Source organism: Streptomyces sp. NPDC048002 (assembly GCF_040653275.1).
In the GTDB taxonomy this organism is placed as follows: domain Bacteria; phylum Actinomycetota; class Actinomycetes; order Streptomycetales; family Streptomycetaceae; genus Streptomyces.
This window is the reverse complement of sequence record NZ_JBEZNL010000025.1, coordinates 102,065-128,609: the sequence shown is the minus strand read 5'-3', so window position 1 is coordinate 128,609 and position 26,545 is coordinate 102,065. Positions and strand designations below refer to the sequence as shown.

The 26,545-nt window shown below is 72.6% G+C and carries 25 protein-coding genes, 1 tRNA gene and 1 pseudogene; 11 read left to right on the top strand and 16 right to left on the bottom strand.

What is annotated here, in order from left to right; genetic code table 11:
* A pseudogene (locus AB0E07_RS26995) lies at nt 1-190 on the bottom strand (sulfatase); the annotation flags it as partial.
* A gap of 289 nt (nt 191-479) precedes the next feature.
* Here AB0E07_RS26995 and lon point away from each other — a divergent pair.
* Both lon and AB0E07_RS26985 read left to right on the top strand, forming a co-directional pair.
* Entirely contained in the window at nt 480-2,882 is a 2,403-nt protein-coding gene (gene lon / locus AB0E07_RS26990; protein WP_362257345.1) for an endopeptidase La, read from the top strand.
* 326 nt (nt 2,883-3,208) lie between these two features.
* Nucleotides 3,209-3,709 carry a MarR family transcriptional regulator gene (locus AB0E07_RS26985; protein ID WP_362257342.1) on the top strand — a complete coding sequence of 167 codons (501 nt, stop codon included), beginning with the start codon at nt 3,209-3,211 and terminating at the stop codon, nt 3,707-3,709.
* A 62-nt stretch (nt 3,710-3,771) separates the two neighbouring features.
* On the opposite strand, the gene AB0E07_RS26980 is transcribed toward AB0E07_RS26985, so the two are convergent.
* Nucleotides 3,772-4,569, bottom strand: coding sequence for a hypothetical protein (locus tag AB0E07_RS26980; RefSeq protein WP_362257339.1), 798 nt, complete (start codon nt 4,567-4,569; stop codon nt 3,772-3,774).
* 359 nt (nt 4,570-4,928) lie between these two features.
* Between AB0E07_RS26980 and AB0E07_RS26975 the strand changes: the two genes are divergently transcribed.
* Genes AB0E07_RS26975 through AB0E07_RS26955 form a run of 5 tightly spaced genes read left to right on the top strand, consistent with a single transcriptional unit; the run spans nt 4,929 to nt 10,598 of the window.
* Entirely contained in the window at nt 4,929-7,799 is a 2,871-nt protein-coding gene (locus AB0E07_RS26975; RefSeq protein ID WP_362257336.1) for a nitrate- and nitrite sensing domain-containing protein, read from the top strand.
* Complete coding sequence (locus AB0E07_RS26970; protein WP_362257333.1) at nt 7,796-8,299, top strand: roadblock/LC7 domain-containing protein; 504 nt, start codon at nt 7,796-7,798, stop codon at nt 8,297-8,299. The genes AB0E07_RS26975 and AB0E07_RS26970 overlap by 4 nt, the downstream gene beginning before the upstream one ends.
* The gene (locus AB0E07_RS26965) at nt 8,296-8,706 is read left to right on the top strand and encodes a DUF742 domain-containing protein (protein ID WP_362257330.1); all 411 of its coding nucleotides are present in this window, start codon (nt 8,296-8,298) and stop codon (nt 8,704-8,706) included. The genes AB0E07_RS26970 and AB0E07_RS26965 overlap by 4 nt, the downstream gene beginning before the upstream one ends.
* Nucleotides 8,687-9,325: an ATP/GTP-binding protein gene (locus AB0E07_RS26960; protein WP_362257327.1), complete on the top strand. Its 639-nt coding sequence runs from the start codon at nt 8,687-8,689 to the stop codon at nt 9,323-9,325. Before AB0E07_RS26965 ends, AB0E07_RS26960 begins: the two co-directional genes overlap by 20 nt.
* 25 nt (nt 9,326-9,350) lie before the next feature.
* Nucleotides 9,351-10,598: a styrene monooxygenase/indole monooxygenase family protein gene (locus AB0E07_RS26955; RefSeq protein ID WP_362257324.1), complete on the top strand. Its 1,248-nt coding sequence runs from the start codon at nt 9,351-9,353 to the stop codon at nt 10,596-10,598.
* Here the strand turns inward: AB0E07_RS26955 and AB0E07_RS26950 are convergent.
* The 11 genes from AB0E07_RS26950 to AB0E07_RS26900 all read right to left on the bottom strand — a co-directional run bounded on the left by AB0E07_RS26950 (nt 10,595) and on the right by AB0E07_RS26900 (nt 20,362).
* Nucleotides 10,595-11,644: an NlpC/P60 family protein gene (locus AB0E07_RS26950; RefSeq protein WP_362257321.1), complete on the bottom strand. Its 1,050-nt coding sequence runs from the start codon at nt 11,642-11,644 to the stop codon at nt 10,595-10,597. The genes AB0E07_RS26955 and AB0E07_RS26950 overlap by 4 nt on opposite strands.
* 103 nt (nt 11,645-11,747) lie before the next feature.
* The gene (locus AB0E07_RS26945; protein ID WP_362257319.1) at nt 11,748-12,062 is read right to left on the bottom strand and encodes a hypothetical protein; all 315 of its coding nucleotides are present in this window, start codon (nt 12,060-12,062) and stop codon (nt 11,748-11,750) included.
* 10 nt (nt 12,063-12,072) lie between these two features.
* Entirely contained in the window at nt 12,073-12,726 is a 654-nt protein-coding gene (locus AB0E07_RS26940) for a TetR/AcrR family transcriptional regulator (RefSeq protein ID WP_362257316.1), read from the bottom strand.
* Between the two features lie 74 nt (nt 12,727-12,800).
* Nucleotides 12,801-13,739 (bottom strand): diiron oxygenase, encoded by a 939-nt coding sequence (locus AB0E07_RS26935; RefSeq protein WP_362257313.1) that lies wholly within the window; start codon nt 13,737-13,739, stop codon nt 12,801-12,803.
* Nucleotides 13,740-13,809: 70 nt separating this feature from the next.
* Nucleotides 13,810-14,310, bottom strand: a complete 501-nt coding sequence (locus AB0E07_RS26930) for a DUF3291 domain-containing protein (RefSeq protein ID WP_362257310.1) — start codon at nt 14,308-14,310, stop codon at nt 13,810-13,812.
* A gap of 45 nt (nt 14,311-14,355) precedes the next feature.
* Nucleotides 14,356-15,813, bottom strand: coding sequence for a penicillin-binding transpeptidase domain-containing protein (locus tag AB0E07_RS26925; protein ID WP_362257307.1), 1,458 nt, complete (start codon nt 15,811-15,813; stop codon nt 14,356-14,358).
* The gene (locus AB0E07_RS26920; RefSeq protein WP_362257304.1) at nt 15,810-17,171 is read right to left on the bottom strand and encodes an FtsW/RodA/SpoVE family cell cycle protein; all 1,362 of its coding nucleotides are present in this window, start codon (nt 17,169-17,171) and stop codon (nt 15,810-15,812) included. The genes AB0E07_RS26925 and AB0E07_RS26920 overlap by 4 nt, the downstream gene beginning before the upstream one ends.
* A gap of 43 nt (nt 17,172-17,214) precedes the next feature.
* Nucleotides 17,215-17,766, bottom strand: a complete 552-nt coding sequence (locus AB0E07_RS26915) for an SH3 domain-containing protein (protein WP_362257301.1) — start codon at nt 17,764-17,766, stop codon at nt 17,215-17,217.
* A gap of 42 nt (nt 17,767-17,808) precedes the next feature.
* A complete protein-coding gene (locus AB0E07_RS26910; RefSeq protein ID WP_362257298.1) occupies nt 17,809-19,083 on the bottom strand; it encodes an ATP-binding protein in 1,275 nt (424 codons plus the stop codon).
* Complete coding sequence (locus AB0E07_RS26905) at nt 19,080-19,841, bottom strand: hypothetical protein (protein WP_362257295.1); 762 nt, start codon at nt 19,839-19,841, stop codon at nt 19,080-19,082. Before AB0E07_RS26905 ends, AB0E07_RS26910 begins: the two co-directional genes overlap by 4 nt.
* An 89-nt stretch (nt 19,842-19,930) precedes the next feature.
* Entirely contained in the window at nt 19,931-20,362 is a 432-nt protein-coding gene (locus AB0E07_RS26900; RefSeq protein WP_362257359.1) for a dual specificity protein phosphatase family protein, read from the bottom strand.
* Nucleotides 20,363-20,539: 177 nt separating this feature from the next.
* Here AB0E07_RS26900 and AB0E07_RS26895 point away from each other — a divergent pair, with 177 nt between their 5' ends.
* Nucleotides 20,540-21,343, top strand: coding sequence for a nuclease-related domain-containing protein (locus AB0E07_RS26895; protein WP_362257292.1), 804 nt, complete (start codon nt 20,540-20,542; stop codon nt 21,341-21,343).
* A 48-nt stretch (nt 21,344-21,391) separates the two neighbouring features.
* Here the strand turns inward: AB0E07_RS26895 and ligD are convergent, their stop codons facing one another.
* The gene (gene ligD, locus AB0E07_RS26890) at nt 21,392-22,279 is read right to left on the bottom strand and encodes a non-homologous end-joining DNA ligase (protein ID WP_362257288.1); all 888 of its coding nucleotides are present in this window, start codon (nt 22,277-22,279) and stop codon (nt 21,392-21,394) included.
* A 62-nt stretch (nt 22,280-22,341) separates the two neighbouring features.
* On the opposite strand from ligD, the gene AB0E07_RS26885 reads away from it, so the two are divergent.
* On the top strand, nt 22,342-23,385 hold the full coding sequence (locus tag AB0E07_RS26885) for a Ku protein (protein ID WP_362257285.1): 1,044 nt from the start codon (nt 22,342-22,344) through the stop codon (nt 23,383-23,385).
* A 45-nt stretch (nt 23,386-23,430) separates the two neighbouring features.
* Here AB0E07_RS26885 and AB0E07_RS26880 read toward each other — a convergent pair whose 3' ends face one another.
* Nucleotides 23,431-24,372, bottom strand: a complete 942-nt coding sequence (locus tag AB0E07_RS26880) for a LysR family transcriptional regulator (protein WP_362257282.1) — start codon at nt 24,370-24,372, stop codon at nt 23,431-23,433.
* Between the two features lie 120 nt (nt 24,373-24,492).
* Between AB0E07_RS26880 and AB0E07_RS26875 the strand changes: the two genes are divergently transcribed.
* Nucleotides 24,493-25,725: an MFS transporter gene (locus tag AB0E07_RS26875; protein ID WP_362257280.1), complete on the top strand. Its 1,233-nt coding sequence runs from the start codon at nt 24,493-24,495 to the stop codon at nt 25,723-25,725.
* An 85-nt stretch (nt 25,726-25,810) separates the two neighbouring features.
* On the opposite strand, the gene AB0E07_RS26870 is transcribed toward AB0E07_RS26875, so the two are convergent.
* Nucleotides 25,811-25,882: transfer RNA gene (locus tag AB0E07_RS26870), tRNA-Arg, on the bottom strand.
* Between the two features lie 103 nt (nt 25,883-25,985).
* Here AB0E07_RS26870 and AB0E07_RS26865 point away from each other — a divergent pair.
* A complete protein-coding gene (locus AB0E07_RS26865; protein WP_362257277.1) occupies nt 25,986-26,465 on the top strand; it encodes a response regulator in 480 nt (159 codons plus the stop codon).
* Nucleotides 26,466-26,545: the final 80 nt, after the last annotated feature.

The window sequence follows — 26,545 nt, the reverse complement described above, 5'->3', positions numbered from 1 at the left end:
TCCGCCTCGGCCCGGCCGCCGGAGAGGACGCCCCGCCGCCGGGCGCGGAGGCCCCGCCGACCGGTGCGGACGGCTCACCGCCCCCGCCCGCCGCGCGGGTGACCAGCGGCAGCGCCGCCCCCGTCGCGGCCACCACCCCGCCCGCGATCAGCGCGCGCCGGGCGGGCCCCCGCCTCTCTGCCTCGCTCATGTGCGTCCCCAAGTCCCCCGTGCACCCCCGCGAGTCACCCCCGCCGGGGCTCGCAAGCTGTGAGTGAGCTTGCAGTCTGCGGGCCGTTCCTGTGAAGCGTGTTGCGGAAAGCGCACGGGAACCCTGCGATCCGTGGATCACGCACCACCGCTCGCGAAAGGCCAGGTCAAGGGCGGTCGACAGGACGGTCGAGCGGGTGATCGCTCACAGCGAACGAGCACGGGGGAACATTCGGCGGGCGCCACGCATTGAGTCGGCATAGCTCAACTTGACTGCCGAAGGGGAGATCATGGCTTCGACGTCCACACCGCTCACTCTGCCTGTGCTGCCGCTCGACGACGAGGTCGTGCTGCCCGGAATGGTGGTCCCGCTGGATCTGAACGACGCGGATGTACGGGCCGCCGTGGAGGCCGCCCAGGTCGCCGCCCGGTCCCAGCCGGGAAAGCCGCGGGTGCTGCTGGTCCCGCGCGTCGACGGCGCGTACGCCGGCACCGGTGTGCTCGGCACGGTGGAGCAGGTGGGCCGGCTCGCCGACGGTGACCCGGGCGCCCTGGTGCGGGGACGCGGCCGGGTGCGGATCGGTGCCGGGACGACCGGGCCCGGCGCGGCCCTGTGGGTCGAGGGCACCACGGTCGACGACAGCGCCCCCGACCCGCTGCCGGGACATGTGACCGACCTGGTGAAGGAGTACAAGGCGCTCGCCACCGCCTGGCTGCGCAAGCGCGGCGCCTGGCAGGTCGTGGACCGCGTCCAGGCCATCGACGACGTCTCCGCGCTCGCCGACAACTCCGGCTACTCGCCCTTCCTCACCACCGAACAGAAGGTGGAGCTGCTGGAGACCGCCGACCCGGTCGCCCGGCTGAAGCTCGCCACCCAGCAGCTGCGCGACCACCTCGCCGAGCAGGACGTCGCCGAGACCATCGCCAAGGACGTCCAGGAGGGCGTCGACAAGCAGCAGCGCGAGTTCCTGCTGCGCCGCCAGCTGGAGGCCGTGCGCAAGGAGCTGCGCGAGCTGAACGGCGAGGCGGAGGGCGAGGATTCCGACGACTACCGCGCCCGTGTGGAGGCCGCCGACCTGCCGGAGAAGGTGCGTGAGGCGGCGCTGAAGGAGGTCGAGAAGCTGGAGCGGGCCAGCGACCAGTCGCCCGAGGGCTCCTGGATCCGCACCTGGCTCGACACCGTCCTCGAACTGCCGTGGAACGAGCGGACCGAGGACCAGTACGACATCCAGGGCGCCAGGGCGGTCCTGGACGCCGAGCACGCCGGACTCCAGGACGTGAAGGAGCGCATCACCGAGTACCTGGCGGTGCGCAAGCGGCGCGGCGACCGGGGCCTCGGTGTGGTCGGCGGCCGGCGCGGTGGCGCGGTGCTCGCGCTGGTCGGCCCGCCCGGCGTCGGCAAGACCTCGCTGGGCGAGTCCGTCGCCCACGCGATGGGCCGCAAGTTCGTCCGCGTCGCCCTCGGCGGCGTCCGCGACGAGGCGGAGATCCGCGGCCACCGGCGCACCTACGTCGGCGCGCTGCCCGGCCGGATCGTACGGGCGGTCAAGGAGGCCGGTTCGATGAACCCGGTCGTCCTGCTCGACGAGATCGACAAGGTCGGCTCCGACTTCCGCGGCGACCCGGCAGCGGCCCTGCTGGAGGTCCTGGACCCGGCGCAGAACCACACCTTCCGCGACCACTACCTGGAGGTGGAGCTGGACCTGTCGGACGTGGTCTTCCTGGCCACCGCCAACGTCCTGGAAGCCATCCCGGAGGCCCTGCTCGACCGCATGGAGCTGGTCCGCCTGGACGGCTACACCGAGGACGAGAAGGTCGTCATCGCCCGGGACCACCTGCTCCCGCGCCAGCTGGAGCGGGCCGGTCTGAACGCGGACGAGGTCGTCATCGACGAGAGCGCGCTGCGCAGGCTCGCCGGCGAGTACACCCGCGAGGCGGGTGTGCGCACCCTGGAGCGCTCCATCGCCCGGCTGCTGCGCAAGGTCGCCGCCCAGCACGAACTGGGGGAGCGGGAGCTGCCGTTCACGGTGACCGACGCGGAGCTGCGCGGTCTGATCGGCCGCCCGCACCACGTGCCCGAGTCCGCCCAGGACCCGGCCGAGCGCCGTACCGCGGTGCCGGGCGTGGCGACCGGCCTCGCGGTCACCGGAGCCGGCGGCGACGTGCTCTTCGTGGAGGCGTCCCTGGCCGACCCGGAGACGGGCGCGGCCGGCCTGACCCTGACCGGGCAGCTCGGTGACGTGATGAAGGAGAGCGCGCAGATCGCCCTGTCCTTCCTGCGCTCGCACGGCGCCGAACTGGAGCTGCCCGTCGCCGACCTGAAGGACCGGGGCGTGCACATCCACTTCCCGGCGGGCGCGGTGCCCAAGGACGGGCCGAGCGCCGGTGTCACCATGACGACGGCCCTCGCCTCCCTGCTGAGCGGGCGCCAGGTCCGTACGGACGTGGCGATGACCGGCGAGGTCTCGCTGACCGGGCGGGTGCTGCCGATCGGCGGGGTGAAGCAGAAGCTGCTCGCCGCGCACCGGGCCGGCATCACGACCGTCGTCATCCCCAAGCGGAACGAGCCCGACCTGGACGACGTCCCGGCGGAGGTCCTGGAGAAGCTGGACGTCCACCCGGTGACGGACGTCCGTCAGGTGCTCGAACTGGCCCTGGCCCCCGCCGGGGTGGAGGTTCCGGCCGCGGCGTGACGGACGCGGCCGGACGAAGAGGGCCCGGATCCCCGGCGGGGGTCCGGGCCCTCGGGCGTCCCGGTGGGCTCGGCCGCCGGTGGGCGCGATCACGTGGGCGGGGGAGTCGGCCGCGACGGATGGTCGTTGGCCCGCTGTTGGTCCGCCGTCGGATGCTGGCGTGCGCATGCCAGTCGGGGCCGGTGGCGACGCCACGGACGGGGACCCGCGGGGGGAAGGGGCCTGGAGGCTGCCGATGGTCTACGCCTGAGAAATACTGGCGGAGCTGCGGCGATGACGGCATGTGACGGAACTTTCAGAACTGGGAAACCGAGGCAGGGGCTGACGTGCGCGAAGACGGAAACGGCGACGGACACCGGATCGGACCCGGGGTGTCCGGACGGGGCCCGGAACAGCCCGAGTTCCTCTCCCTGGAGCGCGAGCTGACCGTGCTGCTGCGCCGGGCCCGGGCCAGCCAGGGCGAGATGGCCCGCGAGGTCCATCCGGACCTGGAGTCCGCCGCGTACGGTCTGCTGATCCGCCTCGACGAGTGCGGGCGGCAGCGGGCCACCGAACTGGCCGCCTACATCGGCGTCGGCAAGGCCACCATGTCCCGTCAGCTGCGCGCCCTGGAGGACCTCGGCCTGGTCGCCCGGGAACCCGACCCCGCCGACGGGCGGGCCTGGCTGGTCCACCTCACCGAGGAGGGCCACGGGCGGGTGCGCAGGGTGCGCGAGGCACGACGGGCGCGGTACGCGCGCCGCCTCTCCGGCTGGGACCCGCGCGAGGTCTCGGAGCTGGCCCGGCTGCTCAACCAGCTGAACCAGGAGATGGAGGGCCAGGGCTGACCCGCCCTCACCCGGGCGTGTTCTGGAAGTCCCGCCGGCCCCGCGCCGCCCGGCACGCACGCCTAGGCAGCCGGCGGGAACTCCACGAGGACCACCGTGGCGTCGTCGTGCGTCTTGCTCCGTCCAAGGAACGACCGGTCGGTGTCGGCCAGTTCCAGCGCCCGCACCCGGTCCACCAGCGCCCGACCGCCCTCCTTGCGCACGACGCCCATGAGGCCGGCCCAGTCCCCGGCGCCGAACTTCTCCACCCACCGTGTCGCGCCGTCCGTCAGGGCGGCCAGCGCGCGGACGCGGGAGCGGGGCAGGGTGCCGGTCACCGCCCGCCGCGCCACCGCGGGATCGGCGGCGGCCGTGAAGAAGCCGCCCTCCTTGTTCCGCAGGTCCGCGTCGACCATCGCGTCGGTGGCGAGGGCGGACCGCGGCAGCCGGGCGAGCCGGTCGTCCAGGAGGGGCGTGACGGTGCCGTCGGGCGACTCCACCAGGAGGGCCGAGTCCGAGAGGATCAGGTACTCGACGGCCACGGGTGACCAGCGGGCCAGGACGACCGTCGCCTGAGGTGTGCGCGGGTGAGAAAGGTCACAGGTGTCCCGGTGCGCGTCGGCGGTACGCGCCAGAGCGACGGAGAGCGCGTCGGCGAGGGGAACATCCGGGAGTGAAACGGTCAGTTCGGTCAGCGCGCCGCCGAGGCGCGCGGTGAACCAGGGCACGGAGTGCACGCATCCGGTTCCGTTCCGCGGCGGCGTCACCCCGTCCAGCACCACCACCGCGCCGCCCTGTCCGGAGGCGGGCAGGGCGACACCGGCGAAGTCCTCGTTGGGGCGCGAGGGGTCGCCGGGCTCCGAGACAAGTTCCGTGCGCATCCGGCCAGTCTGCACGAGCCTTTCACAATGTTCGCCAAAGGCTGGCAACCATCCCGCAATTGACGCACTCTCGCAGGTCAGGCGTCGGATTTGGGCCGGATTGACGGGCTCCGGGCAGACGTGGTGGCGAATCCTGCCACCGCCCGCCCCGGACGTCCAACCGGCCCGCCGGACAGGGCTCCTGCGCGGGCGCCGGGAACTTGCCCGCCAACTCCCCTCCGGGGTTCACTCCTTCGGGTGGCGGGTCAGGTGATGCGAGACCACCGCCCACCGGCACTGGGAGGGTCGGGAAGCGTACCGGGGCGTCTGTGCCGATTGACGGAGCGTCACCCGGGCCCTTGGGTATCACGAGTTCAGGAATGCGAGCACCGGTGCAGAAGACGCGGCCTCGTCGCTCAGGCAAGCGGACCGCCAACGCAGGGGGTCCGGAACACACGCCGGACGGCACGGCAGGGACCGGCGCCGTCTCGGCCGGCAAGGGTCGGCCCACCCATGTGCGCAACAGGCTGATCATCGCGGTGGCCGTCGTCGCCGCCGCCATCGCCGCCGCCGGCGCCCCCTCCATCGTCACCGCCTCCGCGCAGGTGCACGACACCCAGGAGCTGGTGACCCTCTCCGAGCAGACCGAGGACGCGCTCACCCTCGCCCACTCGCTCGCCGACGAACGCGACGAGGTCACCGCCTACGTCGCCGCCGGCCGCCCCAAGGCCAAGGCGCCCTCGGAGCAGCGCAGCGCCCGGGTCGACCGGCTGGTCGAGGAACTGCGCGCCAACCCGGACATCCCCGCCTCCCTGCGCGCGGACCTGGACGACATCGCGGCCCTGCGCCGGGCCGCGCTCACCGGCAAGAGCAGCGCCCTGGAGACGCACAAGGCGTACTCGACGGCACTCACCGAGCTGCACGGCCTCTCCGAGCGGCTCGCCGAGGACACGCCCCCGCGCGCCGGCTCGGGCGCCCACGCGCTCACCGAGCTGGACACCGCCGTACAGCAGGCGGCGTCCACCCGCGGTCTGCTCCTCGCCGCGCTCAGCGTCCCGAGCACCACCCAGACCGTGATCGACCCCGTCACCGGGCTGCCGACCCAGGTCACCTCCTCCTCCGACGCCAAGCAGCGCGACGCGCTCACCGCCGCCGCCCAGGAGGCCCGCCTCCGCTCCGACGCGGCCCTCGCCGACTTCCGCGAGACCGCCCCGAAGACGTCGGTGACCTCCTACGACTCCACGGTCACCGGCCCCGAGGCCGAGGTCGCCGAGAAGTACCTCGCCGCCCTCACCGACCAGCCGACGCTCTCCGACGGCGAACTCGGCACCGCGGCGAAGAAGCTGGACGACGCGCTCTCCGCCCGCGTCGAGATGATGCGCGGCGCCGAGTCCGCCCTGCACGACCGCCGCACCAAGGACCTGGCCCTGCTGCGGGACGACGACGTCACCGAGCTGGAGATCCGGATAGCGGTCCTCGGCTTCCTGGTGCTCCTCGCGATCGGCGTCGCCACCGGCATGGCCCGCAGCCTCACCCGCCCCCTCGCCGTCCTGCGCCTGGGCTCGGCCCGGCTGGCCGGCGCGGCCGACCCGGCGGCGGAGGAACCGGTCCGCTTCACCGGCCGCAAGGACGAGTTCGCGAAGGCCGTCGACTCGGTCAACGCGCTGCACGCCCAGGCCGTGGCCCTGCACGAGCGCATCGTCACCCTGGAGTCGGACCGCAAGCACCTGGTCGGCCAGCGCCAGAAGATGGCCGACGCCCGCGAGGAGCTGCGCACCGAACTGGCCGGCTCGGCCGCCCAGCTGGAGCGGCTGCGCACCAGCATCGGCTCCACCTTCGTCAGCCTCGCCCTGCGCACCCTGGGCCTGGTCGAGCGCCAGCTGGCCGTGATCGAGGGCCTGGAGGAGCGGGAGCAGGACCCGGAGCGGCTGTCCACGCTGTTCAAGCTGGACCACTTCGCCACCGTGATGCGCCGCCACAGCGAGAACCTGCTGGTGCTGGCGGGCACCGAGCACGTCCAGCACAGCGCCGGCCCGGTCCCGCTGGTGGACGTGGTCCGCGCGGCCGTGAGCGAGATCGAGCGCTACGAGCGGGTCCGGATCGCCGCCCTCCCGCCGCACGCGCACATCGCGGGCTTCGCGGCCGACGACCTCTCGCACCTGCTGGCCGAACTGATGGAGAACGCCACCTCGTTCTCCCCGCCCGACCTGCCCGTGGAGGTTTCGGGCTGGCTGCTGGAGAGCGGCGAGGTGATGCTCTCCGTCCAGGACGAGGGCATCGGCATGGCCGAGGACCGCCTCACCGCCCTCAACACCCGCCTGAGCGAACTCGACCCCGACGGCGCCTACGACCACGAGGGCGAACAGGGCCTGGGCCTCGGCCTCTACGTCGTCGCCCGCCTCGCCCACCGCCACGGCATCCGCGTCCAGCTCCGCGAGCAGAAGCAGGGCGGGGTGACGGCGGTCGTGGTGCTGCCCAAGCCGCTGCTCACCGCGGCTCCCGCCGCCGCGGTGCCGGCCACCGGCGGCACCGTCCCCGGCGCCGCCGCCTCCTTCTCCCTGCCCGGCGCGGACGCGGAGGCCAACTCCAACGTCCTGCACGGTGGCCGGGGCCAGGACGACCGCCTGGTGGCGCTGGCCGAGCAGGCCGTGCACCGGGCGCAGGAGCGGACCGAGCCCGAGGAGACCCGCCCGAGGCCGGCCGAACCGGAGGCCCCGGCGGAGCCCACGGCTCCGGCGCCCACGAAGGCGCCCGCGGCCCAGGCGCCCACGAAGTCGCCCGCGCCCCAGGCATCCGCGAAGGCGCCCGCCGAGACGCCCGCCGAGACCACCATGGAACTGCTGGTCCCGATCCCGCAGACGCCGGAGCCGGAGCCGCAGCCCAAGCCGCAGCCGCAGCCTGAACCGCTGGAGGCACAGGAGCGGCGCGAGCCGGTCCAGGCCCCCGCCGGGAGCGCGCCCGAGCCCGAGGCCGAGACGGAGCACGAGCGGGCCGAGGAGGAGCAGCTCACCGACAAGGGGCTGCCCAAGCGGACCCCGAGGATCAGCGCACCGGCACAGGCACCGCGTCAGCGCACGGGCTCGGTGGACGCCGACGCGCTCCGCCGCCGCCTGGGCGGCTTCCGCCGGGGGGCGGCAGCCGGATACCGCGACGTGGAAGCAGAAATCGCAGAACGGACGGGCAGCCCGACCACGCCCGTCAGCGCATCCGAAGAAGCCACGGGGGGCACCGTCGAGGAGGCAAGCAGTTGACCGCGCCCAGTACCTTCGGACTGAGCAGTGAAGCTCGCAACCTGCACTGGCTGCTGACGAACCTGGTCGAGGAGGTGCCGGGCATCGAGTCGGTCGCCGTGGTCTCCTCCGACGGCCTGCTCCTGCTCTCCTCCGACCCGGGCCGGAACGAGTCGGCCCGGGACAACCGGGCCGAGCGTCCCCGTGGCCCCCGGGGCTCCTCCGCGGACCTCGCCACCATCGTCTCCGGCATCGGCAGCCTCACCATCGGCGCCTCCAAGCTGATGGACTCCGGCCCGGTGCGGCACACCATGGTCGCCATGGACGAGGGCAGCCTGTTCGTGATGTCGATCAGCGACGGCTCGCTGCTCGGCGTCCACGGCTCCGCCGACTGCGACATGAGCGTGATCGCCTACCACATGGCGCTCTTCGTGGGCCGGGCCGGCCATGTGCTGACGCCCGAACTCCGCAGCGAGCTCCGAAAATCCCTGGAAGCCGAGCCGACCGGGAGTGCCCGATGAGCAGTACGCCGAAGAAGCTCCCCGTCCGCGGCGGCGACCGCAAACCCGCCCGCGTACGCCCCTACTCGCTCACCGGCGGCCGCACCCGCTTCGGCCACGTCCTCCTGGTGGAGACGTTCGTCGCGGCGCTGGAGGCCCCGAAGGAGCGCAAGGAGCTGACGAACGGCGGCCTCGCCACCCGGGTGATGCCGGAGATGCGGGCCATCGTCGAACTCTGCCGCCGTATGCGCACGGTGGCCGAGATCGCCGCGCTGCTGAAGATGCCGCTCGGCGTGGTCCGCGTGCTCCTGAGCGATCTCGCTGACCAGGGAAAGATCCGTGTATACGGCACCGGAACCGGGCACGGCACGGGCCGCCCCGACCGGGCGCTGCTGGAAAGGGTGCTGAGTGGACTCCGTCGTCTCTGACGCCGCTCGCGGTGTCTCCCCGCTCCTCGACGAAGAGGGGCCCGAACAGCCTTGGCAGACGGAACGCACCCGCGCCCCCATCGCGACGAAGATAGTCGTGGCGGGCGGGTTCGGCGTCGGCAAGACCACACTGGTCACCGCCGTCTCGGAGATCACGCCTCTGCAGACCGAGGCGCTGATGACCGAGGCGAGCGAGGAGACCGACGACCTCACCGCCACGCCGCAGAAGCTGACCACCACGGTGGCCATGGACTTCGGCCGCCTCACGCTCGACGACGACCTGGTGCTCTACCTGTTCGGCACACCGGGCCAGCAGCGGTTCTGGTTCATGTGGGACGACCTGGTGCGCGGCGCGATCGGGGCCGTCGTGCTGGCCGACACCCGGCGCCTGAAGGACTGCTTCCCGGCCCTGGACTACTTCGAGAGCTGCGGACTTCCGTACGTCGTGGCGGTCAACCACTTCGACGGCAGTGAGCGGTTCGAGCCGGCGGACGTGCGGGAGGCGCTCACGATCCCCCCGCACATACCTGTCATGATCATGGACGCGCGGCGCCGGATCTCGGCGATCGAGACCCTCCTGGCCCTGGTGGGCCACGCGCTCGACGAAACCCCCGAGTAGTCCCGACCTAGGAGCCACCACCCGTATGCGGAAGATACTCGTCGTCGGGGCCGGCCAGTCCGGCCTCCAGCTCGCCCTCGGACTCCAGTCGAACGGGTACGAGGTCACCCTCATGTCCAACCGGACCGCGGACGAGATCCGCACCGGCCGGGTCATGTCGACGCAGTGCATGTTCCACACCGCCCTCCAGCACGAGCGCGATCTCCAGCTGAACTTCTGGGAGTCCCAGGCCCCGAAGATCGAAGGGCTCGGCGTCTCGGTGGCGGCCCCGGGCTCCTGGGCCGAGGGCCCGGCGGCCCGCGCGATCGACTGGGTGGGGCACCTCGACGGGTACGCCCAGTCCGTGGACCAGCGGGTGAAGATGGCCGGCTGGATGGAGACCTTCGCCCAGCGCGGCGGACAGCTCGTCATCCACGGCGCGGCCGTCGGCGACCTCGACTACTTCTCCCGCACCTACGACCTGGTCCTGGTCTCGGCGGGCAAGGGCGAGCTGGTCTCGATGTTCGCCCGGGACCCCGAGCGCTCCCCGTACACCGAGCCCCAGCGCGCCCTGGCGGTCGCCTACGTGCACGGTCTCGGCCCGCGCCCGGAGCACCCGGAGTTCGACGCGGTCCGCTGCAACCTGGTGCCCGGCGTCGGCGAGCTGTTCGTGATGCCGACGCTGACCACCTCGGGCCGCGCCGACATCCTGTTCTGGGAGGGCATACCCGGTGGGCCGCTCGACGTCTTCAACGGCGTCAAGGACCCGGCGGAGCACCTCTCCCTGACCCTGGGACTCATGGAGACGTACACCCCCTGGGAGTACGCGCGCGCCACGAACGTCGAACTCACCGACGCCGGCGCCACCCTGGCGGGCCGCTACGCGCCGACCGTCCGCAACCCGATCGGCCGGCTCCCCGGCGGCGGACTGGTCCTCGGCGTCGCCGACGTGGTCGTCGCCAACGACCCGATCACCGGCCAGGGCTCCAACTCGGCCTCCAAGTGCGCCGCCGCCTATCTGGCCTCCATCCTCGAACACGGCGACAAGCCCTTCGACGAGGAGTGGATGCAGGCGACGTTCGACCGCTACTGGGACACCGCCCAGCACGTCACCAAGTGGACCAACGCCATGCTGGCCCCGCCGCCGGAGCACATCCTCAACCTGATCGGCGCCGCCGGCCAGCTCCAGCCCGCCGCCGACCGCTTCGCCAACGCCTTCAACGACCCCTCCGACTTCGAGAACTTCTTCTACGAGCCGGAGAAGACGGGCGCCTACCTGGCCTCGCTCGCCTAGGGCGTTTCCTCCCGGGGGCCGTCCGGGCGGACGGCCCCCAGGATCGGGTGGGCGGCGATCGGCGAGATCGTGACCCGCTCGCCCGTCCGGGGCGCCTCGACCACCTCGCCGTCGCCCAGGTAGAGGGCGACATGGGTGGCGTCGTGGTGGTAGACGACCAGGTCCCCCGGGCGCAGTTCGGTCAGCGGGACCCTCGGCAGCCGCGCCCACTGCTCCTGGCTGGTGCGGGGGACCGGCGTGCCCGCGTGGTCCCAGGCCATCGCGGTGAGCCCGGAGCAGTCGTAGGTGTCCGGGCCCTCGGCGCCCCACTGGTAGGGCTTGCCGAGCTGCCGCAGGGCGTACTCCACCGCCCGTTCGCCCGCCTCCGACGCCTCCTGCGGCGCGCTGCTCAGCGCCCCCGAGGTCACCAGGTCCTGCTGGGCCCGGCTGATCCCCTTCTTCTCCAACTCGGCGATGCCGTCGAGCTGTTCCGTGCTGAGCGAGGCGAGCATCTCCTCCACGTCCGCGAGCCGCGACTTCACCTCGTCGCGGTCCTCGCGCTGCCGCTCGGCGAGCGCCAGCTCCTTGTCCAGGGCCGTGCGCGCCCTGCGGGCCAGCTCCCCGGCCCGGCGCTCACTGCCGGTCAGCCGCCCCACCGTCTCGGCCCGCTCCCGCGCCAACTGCCCGATCACATGCCCCTGTTCGAGAGCGTGCTGCGGATCACGGGCGAGCAGCAGCCGTACGTAGGTGGAGATCTCGGTGCTGCCCTGGTACTGCTGCCGGGCCAGCCGTCCGGCCGCTCCGCGGCTGTGGTGCAGGGAGAGCCGGACCTTGGAGAGTTCCCGGTCCAGCCGTCCGGCCTCGGCACGCTGGGCCTTGAGCTTCTCCTCGGTGGCGTTGTACGTCTCGGTGGCCCGCTCGGCCTCCCGGTACAGCCGCTGAAGATCCGTCAGAAGCTGTGCGACGGACCGTTCGCCGGGCTCCGGTACGGCGGCGGCGGGGACCGGCGCGAGGACGGCGCCGGCCGTCGCCGCCGCGCACACCAGACGCAGAAGCCTTCCTGACACGCCATCACCTCCGGTGCGGGGCAGCCCCTCCGCCCCGCACCGCGAGCATCCGGCGGGCCCGCGCCCGCCGCGCGCCGGGTGTGCGCGGTTCAGCGCAACCGCGTCACCCGTCCGCGTCGTCCGGCTTGCCGCCCGGCGTGGCGTCTGGCGTGGCGTCCGGCTTCGACCAGGGCCACCTGCGGGACCGGCCCGCCCGCCCCTCGGGGTCGTAGGTGTACTTCCAGCGCCGACCGATCCCGACGGGCCGGCCCGCGACGCGGGGCTCGCGCCGGTAGATCAGCACGGTGGGCGGGCCGCCGTCGGGGGCCGGGACGGGCACGCGGTACGTCTTGGGCGGATGCCCGGTGATCCCCAGCAGCACGGGCAGGACGCGGCCGTCCAGGGGCCCGCCCACGAAAGGGGTGTCTTCGCTCTTCACGGCACCAGTGTCAGGCATCCCCGGCGAGCGCCTCGACCAGCGCCGCGGTCTGCGGGTCGCGGGCGCCGGTCACCGTGAGCACCGCGACGAACTGGTCGACCAGCCAGTCGCGCAGTTCGTCCACGGGCGGCCGCTTGTCCTCGTCCAGCCACATCAGCGAGGCCGCCTCGACCGCCGTGATCCACATCTTGACGGTCATCCGCAGCCGCAGGCCCGGCTCGGTGACGCCGAGATGGCTGAGAATGTGCTCGGCCGCGGCCCGCCGCACCCCGTCGACGATGGCGGTGGTCCGGGAGGTCTCGACGACGCTGCCGCCCTGGAGCAGGGCGGTGAAACCGGCGTCGTGGCCGTCGACGAAGGCGAGGTACCGGTCGAGCGCCCGTGCGAGCCGGGACAGGCGCGGGCCCTCGCGCGGCTCGTCGAAGCACTGCTGGAGCTCCTCAGCGGCGGAGCGCAGGGCGGCCTCGTAGAGCTGCTGCTTGCCGCCGGGGAAGTACCGGTACACCAGCGGCCGGGAGACTCCCGCCGCCTCCGCCACGTCGTCGAGCGACACCTCCTCCGGCGCCCGGTGGGCGAAGAGCGAGAGAGCGGCGGCGAGCAACTGGCTCCGCCGCTCCTCGACACTGAGACGGCGATAGGCGGGGGTGGAGGCCGAGGGGCTCATGACGTGCAGCGTAACCGCTGCCGCCCGCGCCGTGACCGTGGGCGGCGGCCACCGGCCAAGCTCCCGTCCGGCGCCTAGGCGAGCAGCCCCGAGGACTTCCACAGCCGGCGTCCGGCGCCCCGCAGCACCCCGATGTCGTCCAGGAAGTCCGTCAGCCGCTTGGCACCCGTCTGCATCACCTCGCGCCGGTGCCCGCTGGACCGCACCTGCGCCACCGCCACCCGCCGGTCCAGCCCCAGGTTCGTGTAGACCTCCGGGTTCACGAAGGCCACCGAGAACACCCGGGCGAACTCACCCGACGTCACCCGGGTGAACTCCCGCGACCACCTCGGCGCCGTGAGCATCTGGCGCCGCAGCTCCTCACGGGCGTAGCGGACGTGCCGGGCCTCCTCCACGACATGGATCCGCGTCACGCCCCGCACCAGGGGCTGCACCCGCTCGTCGGGGAAGGTCAGCCGCTGCATCCAGTCCAGGACCTCCTCGCCGAGCAGGGTCGCCGTGAACGAACCCGGGGTCGTGGAGACGGTCTTGAACAGGCGGCCCAGGTTCTGGTGCACCCGGCTCACCGGGTACCACGGGGTCTCACCCCGGGCGATCAGCCGGGCGAACATCTTCGAGTGCCGGCACTCGTCCTCGATCTCGGTCAGCGCGTACCGGACGTGGGCGCTCGTGGCCGCCTTGTCGTAGATGTGCCGGACCAGCAGCTGCATCAGGATCAGTTCGAACCAGATGCCCAGGGAGGCGAGTGCCGCCGCCTCGTGCTGGGACAGCAGGATCCGCTGCTCCTCGCCCATCTTCTTCCACAGGGGTGTGTCGTACAGCGAGACCAGCTCCGGCGGCCAGAACCACTTGCCCTCCTCGAAGGGCGCGTCCCAGTCCAGCTCCTTGTCGGGGTCGAAGGAGTGCTTCGCCGAGGAGTCGAGCAGCCGTTCGGCCACCTGCTCCCGGTCCTTGAGCAGGCCCAGTGCGTCGCGCAGGCCCGCGACCGCGTCGGCATCCGTGAGCGTCGTCATGGTTTTATGAGACTGCCCGTCAGCAAGACAGTCAATCCCCTGTGCGGCACTCGTCGGCGCCCCTGCCGCTCTAGACCGAGCACCCCAGATCGTCCGGGACCTCCAGCGCCACCGGATCCGCACCCTGCGCGGGGAACGGCGTCCGCAGCGTGAAGGCGTAGGGCGTCGGCCCGTGGGCGCGCAGATGCAGCAGCCGGGCCTCCGCCTCGGCGACCGTCGGACGGCGGCCCGCAGGGACCCACCACAGGGCCACCATCGCCTCCCGCACCCGCTCGAACCACTCGCGCCGCCGGGCCAGCATCTCCCGGTGCCGGCCCATGTACATGTACGCGGTCAGCGCCTGCGCGTCCCGCCACACCGACATGTTGACGATCAGCCACTCGTCCCCGAACACGGGCACGTCCGTCGCGTCGCCGGAGTCGCTCTGCAACCGCCACACGAACCCGTCCGCCGCGTCGGCGTCCGCGTTCACCGGGTCCAGCGCGTCGACGAAGTCCTTCAACTCCGCGGAATCCAGCGGGGCTTTGAGGCGGCCGATGTTCACCTGGGCGAGTTCGAATGCGGCAGTCATGGACCGAACGGTAGGTCGGTCCGCCGAGCCCGTGGAACCCCCGTCTCACCCACCGAGCACCGCCCGCATCACCTCCCGCGCGATGGGCGCCGCGTCCCCGCCCCCGCTGATCTCCCCGCGATCGGCCTCCGCGTCCTCCACCACCACCGCGACCGCCACCTTCGGCTCCACGTCCCGCGCCCCCTGCGCCCAGGAGACGAACCAGGCGTACGGCGTACCGGAGTTGCCGATGCCGTGCTGCGCGGTGCCGGTCTTGCCGCCGACGACCGCCCCGGGGATCGCCGCGTTGGTGCCGGTGCCCTCGCGCACCACGTCCGTCATCAGCTCCCGCAGCCGCCACGCGGTCGCCGGATGCATCGCCTGCCGCACCGGCCGGGACCCGGCCGTGGCCAGCGTCGCCCCACCCCTCCGCGTGGTCCGCTCCACCAGGTAGGGCTCCCGCAGCTGCCCGCCGCTCGCCACCGCCGCCGACACCATCGCCATCTGCAACGGCGTCGCCCGCGTGTTGTACTGCCCGATCGCCGACAGCGCGAGCTGCGCCCGGTCGACCGTGGTGTCGAAGGTGCTCGGCGCCACCGAGTAGGGGATCCGCACCCCCGCGTCGTTGAACCCGAACGCCTGCGCGGTGGCCGCGAGATCGGCCACCCCCACCCGCACCCCCAGCTTCGCGAAGACCGTGTTGCACGACCACATGAAGGCCGCCCGCAACGAGGCGTCCGCACACCCCCGCGCCTCATTGGTCAGGCTCGTCGTGGTCCCCGGCAGGGTGTACGGGTCGGGGGAGCGGGTGGGCTCGTCGACGTCGGTCACCACCCCCGCGTCCAGCGCCGCCGCGGCGGTCACCACCTTGAAGGTCGAACCCGGCGGATAGGTCTGCCGCACCGCCCGGTTCAGCATCGGCTTGTCGGGATCCTCGTTCAGCCCGACCCAGGACCGCTCCACCGCCCGCCCGTTCCCCGACAGCGCCCCCGGGTTGTACGAGGGCGTCGACACCAGCGCCAGGATCCGTCCCGTCGACGGATCCACCGCCGCCACCGCCCCCTTGCGGCCACCCAGCCCGTCGTACGCCGCCCGCTGCGCCTCCGCGTCCAGGGTCGTCACGACGTCACCGCCCGCGCTGCGGGCCCGGGTCAGCCCGTTCAGCAGGGGAAACGTCGCCAGCATCGGATCGGCGCCGGAGAGCACCCCGTCCTCGGTGTGCTCCAGGAACGTCGTCCCGTACACCTGCGAGGCGAAGCCGGTCACCGGCGCGTACAACGGCCCGTAGGGGTAGGTGCGTTCGTAGCGGAGCTGCTCGCCGGTGTCCTTGGAGCCGGTCACCGGGCGTCCCTCGACCAGGATGTCGCCACGCGGCTGGCCGTAGCGGGCGATGGCCGGCCGCCGGTTGGCGGAGCTGCCGTCGTAGGTGTCCGCCTCGATGACCTGGAGCCGGGTCGCGTTCACCAGCAGCGCGGCCAGCAGCAGCGCGCAGAAGACGGCCGCGAACCTGATGTGCCGTCTCACGCGCTCTCCTCCGTCCCGACCGGCCGGCGCGCGGAGTCGCTCATCCGGACCAGCAGCGCCACGATCGCCCAGTTGGTGACGACCGACGAGCCGCCCTGGGCGAGGAACGGCATCGCCATCCCGGTCAGCGGGATCAGACCGGTCACCCCGCCCGCGATCACGAACACCTGGAGCGCCACGATGGAGGCGAGCCCCACCGCGAGCAGCTGGCCGAAGGGGTCGCGCAGCGCGAGCCCGGCCCGGTAGCCGCGTTCCACCAGCAGCCCGTAGAGCAGGAAGATCGCGGACAGCCCCGCCAGTCCCAGCTCCTCGCCGGCCGTGGCGAGGATGAAGTCCGACTTGGCGGCGAAGCCGATCAGCACCGAGTTGCCGAGCCCCAGGCCGGTGCCGAGGATGCCGCCCGCCGCGAAGGCGAACAGCGACTGCGAGAGCTGGTTCGGCCCCTGGCCCGCCTCGATCGAGGCGAATGGGTGCAGCCAGTCCTCGACCCGGCCGTGCACATGCGGCTCCAGCCAGCCCACGGCGACCGCGCCCAGCGAGGCCAGCAGCAGCCCCACCGCGATCCACCCGGTGCGCCCGGTGGCGACGTACAGCAGGACCACGAACAGGCCGAAGAACAGCAGCGAGGTGCCCAGGTCCCGTTCCAGGACCAGGACGCCGACGCTCAGCAGCCAGATGGCGACGATCGGCCCGAGCACCCGCCCGGTGGGCAGTTGCAGCCGCCAGACCCGGCGGCCCGCGTAGGCCAGCGCGCCCCGGTTCGCGGCCAGGTACGCGGCGAAGAACACCGCCAGCAGCACCTTCGCGAACTCGCCCGGCTGGATGGAGAACCCGGCGATCCGGATCCAGATCCGGGCGCCGTTCACGGCGGGGAAGAGGATCGGCAGCACCAGCAGCCCGAGCGCGCCGGCCACGCACACGTACGCGTACCGCTGGAGGACCCGGTGGTCGCGCAGGAGGACGACGGTCACGATGAAGAAGGCCACCCCCAGCGTCGACCAGACGAGTTGGGCGGGGGCGGCCCGGTCGCCCGGGGTCTCCAGGTCGAGCCGGTAGATCAGGACCAGGCCGAGGCCGTTGAGCAGCACGCCGATCGGCAGCAGCAGCGGGTCCGCGCACGGGGCCCGGAACCGCACCGCCAGATGGGCGACGAGCGCCAGCACGCCGAGCCCGGCGCCGTAACCGGCGGCGCCGGGCGGGACGGTGCCGTTGCGGGCGAGGCCCACAGCGCAGTAGCCGTACACGGAGAGCAGGACGGCGACGACGATGAGGGCCAGTTCGATGCCACGGCGCCGGGGGAGGAGGACGGCGGGAGCGGGTGCGTCCGCTCGCGCCACGGTGATTCCGGCCTTGCTCATGTCCGGAACTTACCCAAATAGGGCGTCTTGTGTGCCTTGTGGCTCAGCACCAGCGTGGCGCGGCACCGATGTTGTCGATGTACCGGGCCGAGCCCCACGCCCAGGTGCCGTCCGGGAGGAGGTACCACAGCGGGTTGCCGTCGATGTTCTGGCCGACCGTCTTGCAGTAGATGTTGACGATCTGTCCGCGGCGCACGGTTCGGATGACCTGGCTGCCGCGGTTGGGCGCGCTGCGCAGGAGCAGGGTTTCCGCGGTCACCCTGCCCTTGTACAACCGGGTGCTCTGGCCTTGACTCTGGCCCTGGTTCTGGCTCGCGTTCTGCGGCCGACCCTGGTTCTGGCCCTGGTTCTGGTTCTGGTTCTGGCCCTGACCCTGACCCTGACCCTGGCCCTGGCCCTGGTTCTGACCCTGGGACCAGGTCTGTCCCTGCCCCTGCCCCTGCCCCTGCCCCTGCGTCTGGCTCTGGTTCTGGTTGTCCCCGTTCCCGGCGGAGGACGACTGCCAGTCGTCGCCCGCGACGGCGGGGGTGGCGGCGGCCGCTGCGGCAAGGGCGCCGGCGACGACGGATATGGCGAGACGGGAGCGCAGCGACATGGGATACCTCCACGAACGGGCGGAAACTGACTATCCGCCACGCTATGAGCGCCCTGTGCGAGCCGCCTCTCCGCTTGGGCCATCCGGAAGAACCAGCACGGCCACGGCCCCGCCGTCCTCCGCGTTGGCGAACGTCAGCCGCGCCCCGAGCACCTCCGCCTGCCCGAGCGCGATGGTCAGCCCGAGCCCGTGCCCCCGGGCCCCGCCCTCGGTCCGGAACCGCTGCGGACCGTGCTCCACGAGGTACTCCGGATACCCGTCCCCGTGATCGCGGACCGTCACCCGGGGCCCGTCCACCGTCACCGACACCGGCCCCCGCCCGTGCCGGTGGGCGTTGGCCACCAGGTTCCCCAGGACGCGTTCCAGCCGCCGCCGGTCCGTCTCCACCGCGGCGTCGCGCACCACGACGACCTCCGTGGCACGCCCGGCGCCCCGCACCACCCGCTCGGCCAGCGCGCCGAGCTGCTCGGTGTCCACGTCGAGCCGTTCCCGCCCGGCGTCCAGCCGCGAGATCTCCAGCAGGTCCTCGGTCAGCGTGCGCAGCGCGGCCACCCGGTCCCGCACCAGCTCCGTGGGCCGGCTCGGCGGCAGCAGTTCCGCCGCCGCGTGCAGGCCGGTCAGCGGGGTGCGCAGTTCATGGGCCACGTCCGCCGTGAACCGCTGCTCGGCCTGGAGCTTGCCCTGGAGGGAGGCGGCCATGGAGTCCAGCGCGGCGGCCACCGCCGCCACCTCGTCCTGAGGGCGCGTCGGATCCTTCGTACGGGGATCGTCGACGCGTGCGTCGAGGTCGCCGCCGCTGATCCGCCGGGCCACCCGGGCGGTGGCGTGCAGCCGCCGCGTCACCCGGGTCACCGCGAGCGCACCCACCAGCAGCGTGGCCCCGATGGCAAGCGCCGAGGACCACAGGATCGCCCGGTCCAGCCCCTCGATCGTGCGGGCCTGCTGGGAGTAGTCGACCTGGACCGCCAGCGCCCGGCCGCCGTCGGCCGGGCCCGCCGCCCACATCGTCGGCCTGCCCTCGTGCTCGGCGACCATCGTGCCCCGGTCGCCGGACACGGCCAGCTCCCGCAGCGCCCCCGGCAGCCCCGCCGGATCCACGCCCGCGCCCGGCGTCAGACGGTCCCCGGTCTCGAACGCGGTCGTGGCGTCCGTCAGCCGCGACAGTGCCTCGCTGCGGGCCCGGCCGACGGTCTGGTTGGTCACCGAGACGTGTACCAGCACCCCGAGCAGCGCCGTGAGCGCGCAGCACATCACGGTGATGAACAGGGCGGTCTTCATGCCGAGCGATCCCGCCCAGCGGGGCAGCGCGAGCCTCATGAGCCGCTCGCGGAGGCGGTGGCTCGCCTTGACGCCGAGGAGGACGGTGACACCGAGGAGGACGGTGACGCCGACGGCCGCGGCGGGTGGCTGCCCTCGCCGGTGCGCAGCATCTCGTCGTGGGTGAGCAGCATGGCGTTGGCCCGGCCGTCCCAGGTCCACTGGAGCCGGTACTCGTACCCCGCGACCTCCGAGGGCGCGCGGACGATCACGGACCGCCCGGCCAGCTCGACCGCGCTGACCGCGTCCTCGTAGGACATCACCCGGACCAGCCGGTGCTTCTGGACGGTGTAGACGCGGATGCCGGTCAGCCGGTCGGGCAGCAGCCGGAAGCCGAGTGTCAGATCCTCCTGCCCGTCGCCGCTGAGGTCCCGGTAGTAGGGCGTGAGCACCGGGCAGCGGGCCCGGTCGCCGCCCGGACCGCAGTCCGCCATCCGCCGGGCCGTCTCGCGGTACGGCGCCTTCGCGTCCGTGTAGTCCTCGGGGTTCTCGGCGATCTCGGCCCGGACCACCGCGACCGGGTCCACCTTCCGGATGTCGTCGCCGGGCACCTCGACGCCCTTGACGACCTCGGTGGTCACCTCGCCGATCTCGAAGGCCGGGCTGGAGGCAGGGGTCAGGTCCGGCCAGAGCCTGGCCGGACTGACCGCGGTGGGCGTGGCCCCCGCGCCCTCCAGGCCGCCGGCGTCACCGCAGCCCGCGGCGGCCGCCAGCACCAGGGCGACGGCGGCGGCCGTACGGATGACGCTGCGGGGCACGGTGCTCCTGTGGTTCAGAGGTGAGCGGTGGCCCCGTACACCTTATTCTTGGGTAAGTCCGTTTTGCCCACCCGGTTGGGCCGGAGTGCTCACTCGGTGAGCTCCTCCAGCAGGCGCGCGGTGGAGAGCCCCGCGCGCAGATACTCGACGAAGAGGTCATTGTGCAGGGCCCAGGGTGAGCGCCGGGACCGTATCAGCCGGATCGCCTCCTCCGCCGAGTGGCCCCGCCGTACCAGCGTCTGGGCCACGACCAGACCCGAGCGGTTGTACCCGTGGAAGCAGCGCACCAGCACCGAGCGGCCCGCGTCGAGCGCGTCGGCGGCGGCCTCGGCCAGCCGGATGACGCCCGCGAGCTGGGTCCCGTCCAGCGGCCCGTCCGGGATGGGCCACACCTGGTGCTCCACCTGCCGGTCCGGACCGTGCCCCGGCAGCCGCAGCAGCGTCTGCACGAGATCGAACTCGTCCCGCACGACGGCGAACTCCAGCCGCCCCGACACCGTACGGAACTCGTGACCACCCATCCACAGGCCGGGCGCGATCTCGTCCCACGGAGTGTCCGGGGCCGGAACGTCGGGCTGATCTCCGTGGTTACGCAATGGGCGCCTCCCGCGACTTCCCGGCCAACTCCTCTCAAAGGTAACCAACTTCTTGCCCCTGGAGCACCCCGCCTGTTCCCATGGTCAAAGGGGTGATGGTGCATGAGCGGACTACGTGTCGTGCCGACCCGGCGCCACGGCCAGGAGCGGCTGTACGTCTGCCTCGGGGACGGCAGGAACATCGCGTGGTACGACCGTGAGGCGGCCCGGGTCAACCTGCTCAGCGACGAGCGCCGGGAGGACGTGCTGGAGGTCCTGCGCCCCTTCCTGACGGGCCAGGTGACCGTCGGCCCGCCGCCGGTGCCGACCCCGGCCGAACTCGCCCGGCTGAGCCTCCACCCGGACGACGACCTCGCCCCCAACCGGCCCGGCGAGGCGCTGCTGATCGCTCTGGACCGGGAGCCGGCGCCGTCCCGCCGCCTGCGCGCCGACCCCAGGCGCCGGGCGCTCACCGCCGAGCAGACGGTGGGGGAGGCCCTGGACCGGCTCGACGGCGCCGGCTGGCACACCCTGCACTCCGTCCCGCTGCCCGGCGGCGCCCGTGTCCACCACCTGGCGATCGGGCCGGCGGGACTGTTCGCGGTCCGCGCCCTGTACGCCCGCAAGCAGCGGGTCAGGGTGGCGGACCCGATGGTCGCGGTGGCCCGCCGGGCGCCGCAGCCCCTGCTGCGCCTGGTCCGTGCCGACGCCGACCGCGCGTCCTACGCGCTGACCGCCGAGGTCCGCCCGGTGCTGGCCCTGGCCGGTCCGGCGGACGTCACGGTCACCGGACCGCTCCGCGAGGTACGCGTCCTCCAGGACACGGACCTCGTCGAACTGGCCCGGGAGGGCGGCGTACTCAAACCGGCGGACGTGCAGGCCCTGCACGCGATGGCACGGGACCGCCGGATCTGGGACCGAGTGTAGGGCGCTGGGGCGCTGGGACGCGCGTCCCGAGCCGGCCCCCGGTCGCGGTCAGAGCGACGGCAGCGTGCCCGCCCGGTCCGGGTCCAGGAGAGGGGCCAGCAGGTCGCCGTACTCCTGGATGCGGGCGCCCAGGTCCGGCGCGGTGAAGGCCAGCTGCCCGGGGGAGCCGCACCGCTCCACCTCCGCCCAGGTGACCGGCGCGGAGACCCAGGGCTCGGGCCGGGCGCGCAGGGTGTACGGGGCGGCCGTGGTCTTGCGGGCCGCGTTCTGGCTCCAGTCCACGAAGACCTTCCCGGGCCGCAGGCTCCGGGTCATCCGGTGCAGGGCGAGCCGTGGCAGCGCCCGCTCGGCCGCCAACGCCAGCTCCTTGGCGTACTCCGACACCTGGTCGGGAGAGGAGTCCCGCACCGCGGCCAGGAGATGCAGCCCCTTGGATCCCGACGTCTTCACCAGCGCCTCGATGCCGTCCTCCGCGAGCCGCTCCCGGAGCCACAGCGCGACCTCGCAGCACTCCACGACCGTCGCGGGCGCGCCGGGGTCCAGATCCAGGACCAGCCGGTCGGCGGCCTCGGGCGCCTGCGCCACCCACTGGTGGGTGTGGAACTCCGCCACCAGGTTCGCCGCCCACATCAGACTCGGCAGATCCTGCACGAGCACCATCCGGGCGGGCCCCTCCGAGCGGGCGACCTCGGCGGTCGTGACCCAGTCGGGCGTACCCGGCGGCACGTTCTTGGTGAAGAAGACCTGACCGTCCGGCCCGTCGGGGTAGCGCAGGAAGGAGAGCGGCCGGTCCCGCAGATGGGGCAGCAGGACCGCGGCGGTCGTGGCGTAGTAGTGCAGCACCTCGCCCTTGGTGAATCCGGTCGCCGGATACAGCACCTTCTCCAGGTTGCTGAGCGCGAGCCGTCGCCCCTCCACCTCTGTGATCGGCGTCATACGATGAGAATCCCACGGAACCCGGACGAAAATATGTAGTTCCACGCAGACCGGCTGAAAGGGTGCTGCACGTGCGATCGATCTGGAACGGCGCCATCTCGTTCGGCCTGGTCAGCATCCCCATCAAGGTGGTGAACGCCACCGAGAGCCACTCGATCTCCTTCCGTCAGATCCACGCGGAGGACGGCGGCCGGATCCGGTACCGGAAGTTCTGCGAACTGGAGGACCGCGAGGTCACCCAGTCCGAGATCGGCAAGGGCTACGAGGACGCGGACGGCACGATCATCGAGATCACCGACGAGGACCTGGCTCAGCTGCCCCTCCCGACGGCGAAGACGATCGAGATCGTGGCCTTCGTCCCGGCCGACCGGATCGACCCGCTCCAGATGGACGCCGCGTACTACCTCGCGGCGAGCGGCGCCCCGGCGGCGAAGCCGTACACCCTGCTCCGCGAGGCACTCAAGCGCAGCAACAAGGTCGCGATAGCCAAGTTCGCCCTCCGTGGCAGGGAACGCCTGGGCATGCTCAGGGTGGTCGGTGACGCCATCGCCATGCACGGCCTGCTCTGGCCGGACGAGGTCCGCGCGCCCGAGGGTGTCGCGCCCGACACGGACGTGACCGTCCGCGACAAGGAACTCGACCTGGCCGACGCCCTGATGGACACCCTCGGCGAGGTCGACCTGGAGGACCTCCACGACGAGTACCGGGAGGCGGTGGAGGAGGTCATCGCGGCGAAGGCGGCCGGCGAGACCCCGCCGGAACTCCCCGAACCCGCCACCGGCGGCAAGGTCCTGGACCTCATGGCGGCGCTGGAGAAGAGCGTCCGGGCCGCGAAGGAGTCCCGCGGCGAGGAGCCCGCCGAGGTCACCAGCCTCCGGCAGCGCACGTCGTCCCGGGCGACGCCGAAGGAGACCCAGGGCAAGAAGTCCACCTCCACGGCCCGGAAGACGGCGGCGAAGAAGACCGCCTCCACGACGAAGAACGCCTCCACGACGAAGAGCACCGCGAAGAAGACGGCCGCGAAGAAGTCGAGTACGGCGAAGAAGGCGGCGTCGAAGAAGACGGCGACGAAGAAGACGTCGTCGACCCGAAAGCGCACGGCCTGAGCGCGCACAGCAGGCGCCGCGCGCGCCGCACACACCACCGATGCGTCACCCTTGCGCCCAGCCCGGAATCCAGGTGGCCCCGGACCCGGACCTGTCCTGCGCGGCCCCCCTCTCCACGAGATGGGCACGAAGAACGGCCAGCGCGGGGTGCGGGTTGTCGCGGTGCCAGAGCAAGGAATGCGGGTAGACGGGCGTCGGCCCGGTCACCGGAATGCGCCTCAGCCCGTAGCCGGCGGGCCAGACGAGCCGGGTCAGCTCGCCCATGAAGGTGGCCAGGGCGGGGGTGTCGGCGACGGTGTCCAGGAGCGCGTCGGAGCCGAAGTTGGGCCCGGTCGCCTCGATGAGCAGCCCGAAGTCGGCGCCCAGGGAGTCGTAGTAGGCCGTCCACTCGGTACCGGGGGCGAGGCCCGGCATCCAGATCCGGTGCCCGGCGAGCCGCCCGAGAGCCACCGACCTCGCGCCCGCCAGCGCGTGGGCCGGACCGGTCAGCAGCTGGAGCGGCTCGTCGAGCACCCGGACGTGCTCGATGTCCTGGGGGAGGGGCAGCCCCGGCGCTCCGACCGCGCGGAAGGTGGCGTCGATGGCACCGGACCGGAGCGCGGAGAGGGCGTCCCGGAAGTCGACCAGCATGACGACATCGAGGTCGACGGTGGGGTGCGTGCGGTGGAAGTCCCGCATCAGACCCGAGGGCGCGACACGTGAGGCGATGACGTCGACACGGAGCGGACGCCGGTCGGGCCGCACCGACCCGACCGCCCGCTCGGCGACACTCAACAACTCCCGGGCGTGAGGAAGGAACGCCTGTCCGTCGATGGTGAGTTCGGCGCCACGCGGGGTCCGGGTGAACAGCCGGACGCCGAGGTGACGCTCCAGGGCGGCAATGCGCTTGGAGACGGCCTGTTGAGTGACCCCGAGCGCGTCCGCGGCCTCCTGAAAACGACCGGCGTCGACAACGGCGACAAACGTCCGGACGGTATCGAGATCCATGTCGGCAGCCTAGGAACACAACCAGCGGTTGTGCCACCCGCCACCCGGGTTGTTTGATCCGAACGGGACGAGCCCGCTTTGATGACTGGACGGCGATGTCCGAGGCGAAGAGGCGAGGCAGTGAAGGACAGTGACCGTCTCGGGCACCTCCTCGGCGGCACGCTGGGCCCACGCTTCGGCCGCCTCTGGGCCGCGTACGCCACGAGCGCGCTCGGCACCTGGCTGGCCTTCGGGGCGTTCCCGCTGATCGCGGTCCAGGTGCTGCACTCCGGCCCGGCGGAGGTCGCCGCACTGGCGTCGGCCGGCGCCGCGGTGGGAGCGGCGGTGGCGGTCCCGCTGGGCCCCTGGGTGGAGTTCCGCCGAAAGCGCCGCGTACTGATCACGATGGACCTGACACGGGCAGCGGCACTGCTCACGATCCCCGCGGCCTACGCCCTGGAGGCACTCACCTTCACCCAACTCCTCCTGGTCGCGATCACGATGGCGGCGGGGGACATCACCTTCCGAGCGGCGTCCGGCGCCTACCTGAAGTCCCTGCTCCCACCAGGCGAGCACCTACTGACGGCCAACACCCGCCTCGAATCGACGACATGGACGACCACCCTCGTCGGCCCACCCCTGGGCGGAGCGGCGATCGGCCTGCTGGGCCCGGTGGCAACCGTAACGGCGGACGCCCTCAGCCACCTCCTCTCGGCCCTGCTCCTCCGAGGCAAGGCCACCCACGACTCAACCCCCGAACACCCGCTCCCCGTAACCCTCGCCCCCCGCACCCTCCTGGACGGCTGGCGCCACACCTTCCAGTCCCCACCCCTACGCGCCCTGCTCCTCAACACGGCCCTCTTCAACGGCCTGGTCATGGCCACGCAACCTCTGTTGGCCGTCCTGATGCTGGGCCCTCTCGGCTTCACGCCCTGGCAGTACGGCCTGGCCTTCGCCGCCCCGGCAGCCGGCGGCCTCCTGGGCGCCCGCCTGGTCCGCCCCCTGACGACCCGCTTCGGCCGGCACAGAACCCTGCTCGCGGCCGGAGCCCTACGCACCCCCTGGCCCCTGGCCCTGGCCTTCATCGGCCCCGGCACAACGGGCCTCCTCCTGGTCGTCGCCACCCAGTTCGCACTCGTCTTCCACTGCGCCCTCTTCAACCCCGTCAGCGCGACCTTCCGCCTGGAACACACCCACCCGACCAGGGCCGCCCGCACCCTCACAGCCTGGTCGGTAACAACAAAGGCCACCACAGCCCTACTCACAGCGGCCTGGGGCACCCTGGCGACCCTCACATCCCCCCGCACAGCAATAGCCCTGGCAGGCGCCCTACTCCTCACAACCCCCGCACTCCTGCCCCGCCGCACAGGGTGACCACTGCCGAACGGCACCAAACACACGAAGACCCCGTCCTCAGCGAACTCGCTGACGGCGGGGTCTTTGGGCACCTACTACAAGGTGCCCCCGGCAGGATTCGAACCTGCGCACACGGCTCCGGAGGCCGTTGCTCTATCCCCTGAGCTACGGGGGCGTGTCCGCTGCCTTGCTTGGCGGCGACGGGTAGAACCCTACCAGCTCAGCCGGGGTGTTCAGGAACCCGTTTACGGGGGGTGGGTCGCCCGCACAGGGTGGAAGTGGGCAAAACCCGGACGCGGTGGCCGGTCCGGACCTACTCTCGAGTTGTGCCAGGTGCATCGGGCCGGGTGCTTGTTGTGGACGACAACAAGGTCATCCGGCAGTTGATCAGGGTCAATCTCGAGCTGGAGGGCCTCGAGGTCGTGACCGCGGCCGATGGTGCCGAGTGTCTGGAAGTCGTTCATCAGGTGCGTCCGGACGTCGTCACGCTGGATGTCGTCATGCCCCGGCTGGACGGGCTGCGCACCGCGGCGCGGCTCCGTGCCGATCCCCGGACCCGGGACCTGCCCCTCGCCATCGTCAGTGCCTGTACGCAGTACGAGGTGGACAGTGGTGTGGACGTCGGCGTCGATGCCTTTCTCGCCAAGCCCTTCGAGCCCGCCGAACTCGTCAGCCTCGTAAAGGAACTGATGGGGCGGAGTCGGGGCGCTCTCGGTGCTCGGGCGGGGGCCGGTGACGCGGGGCGGGGCGGGGGCTGATCCGGTGGCGGGGGTGGAGCTTCCCCGCAGGCACTTCCTCGCCGGTTCCGTAGCGGCGACCCCCGCTACCGGAGCGGCGA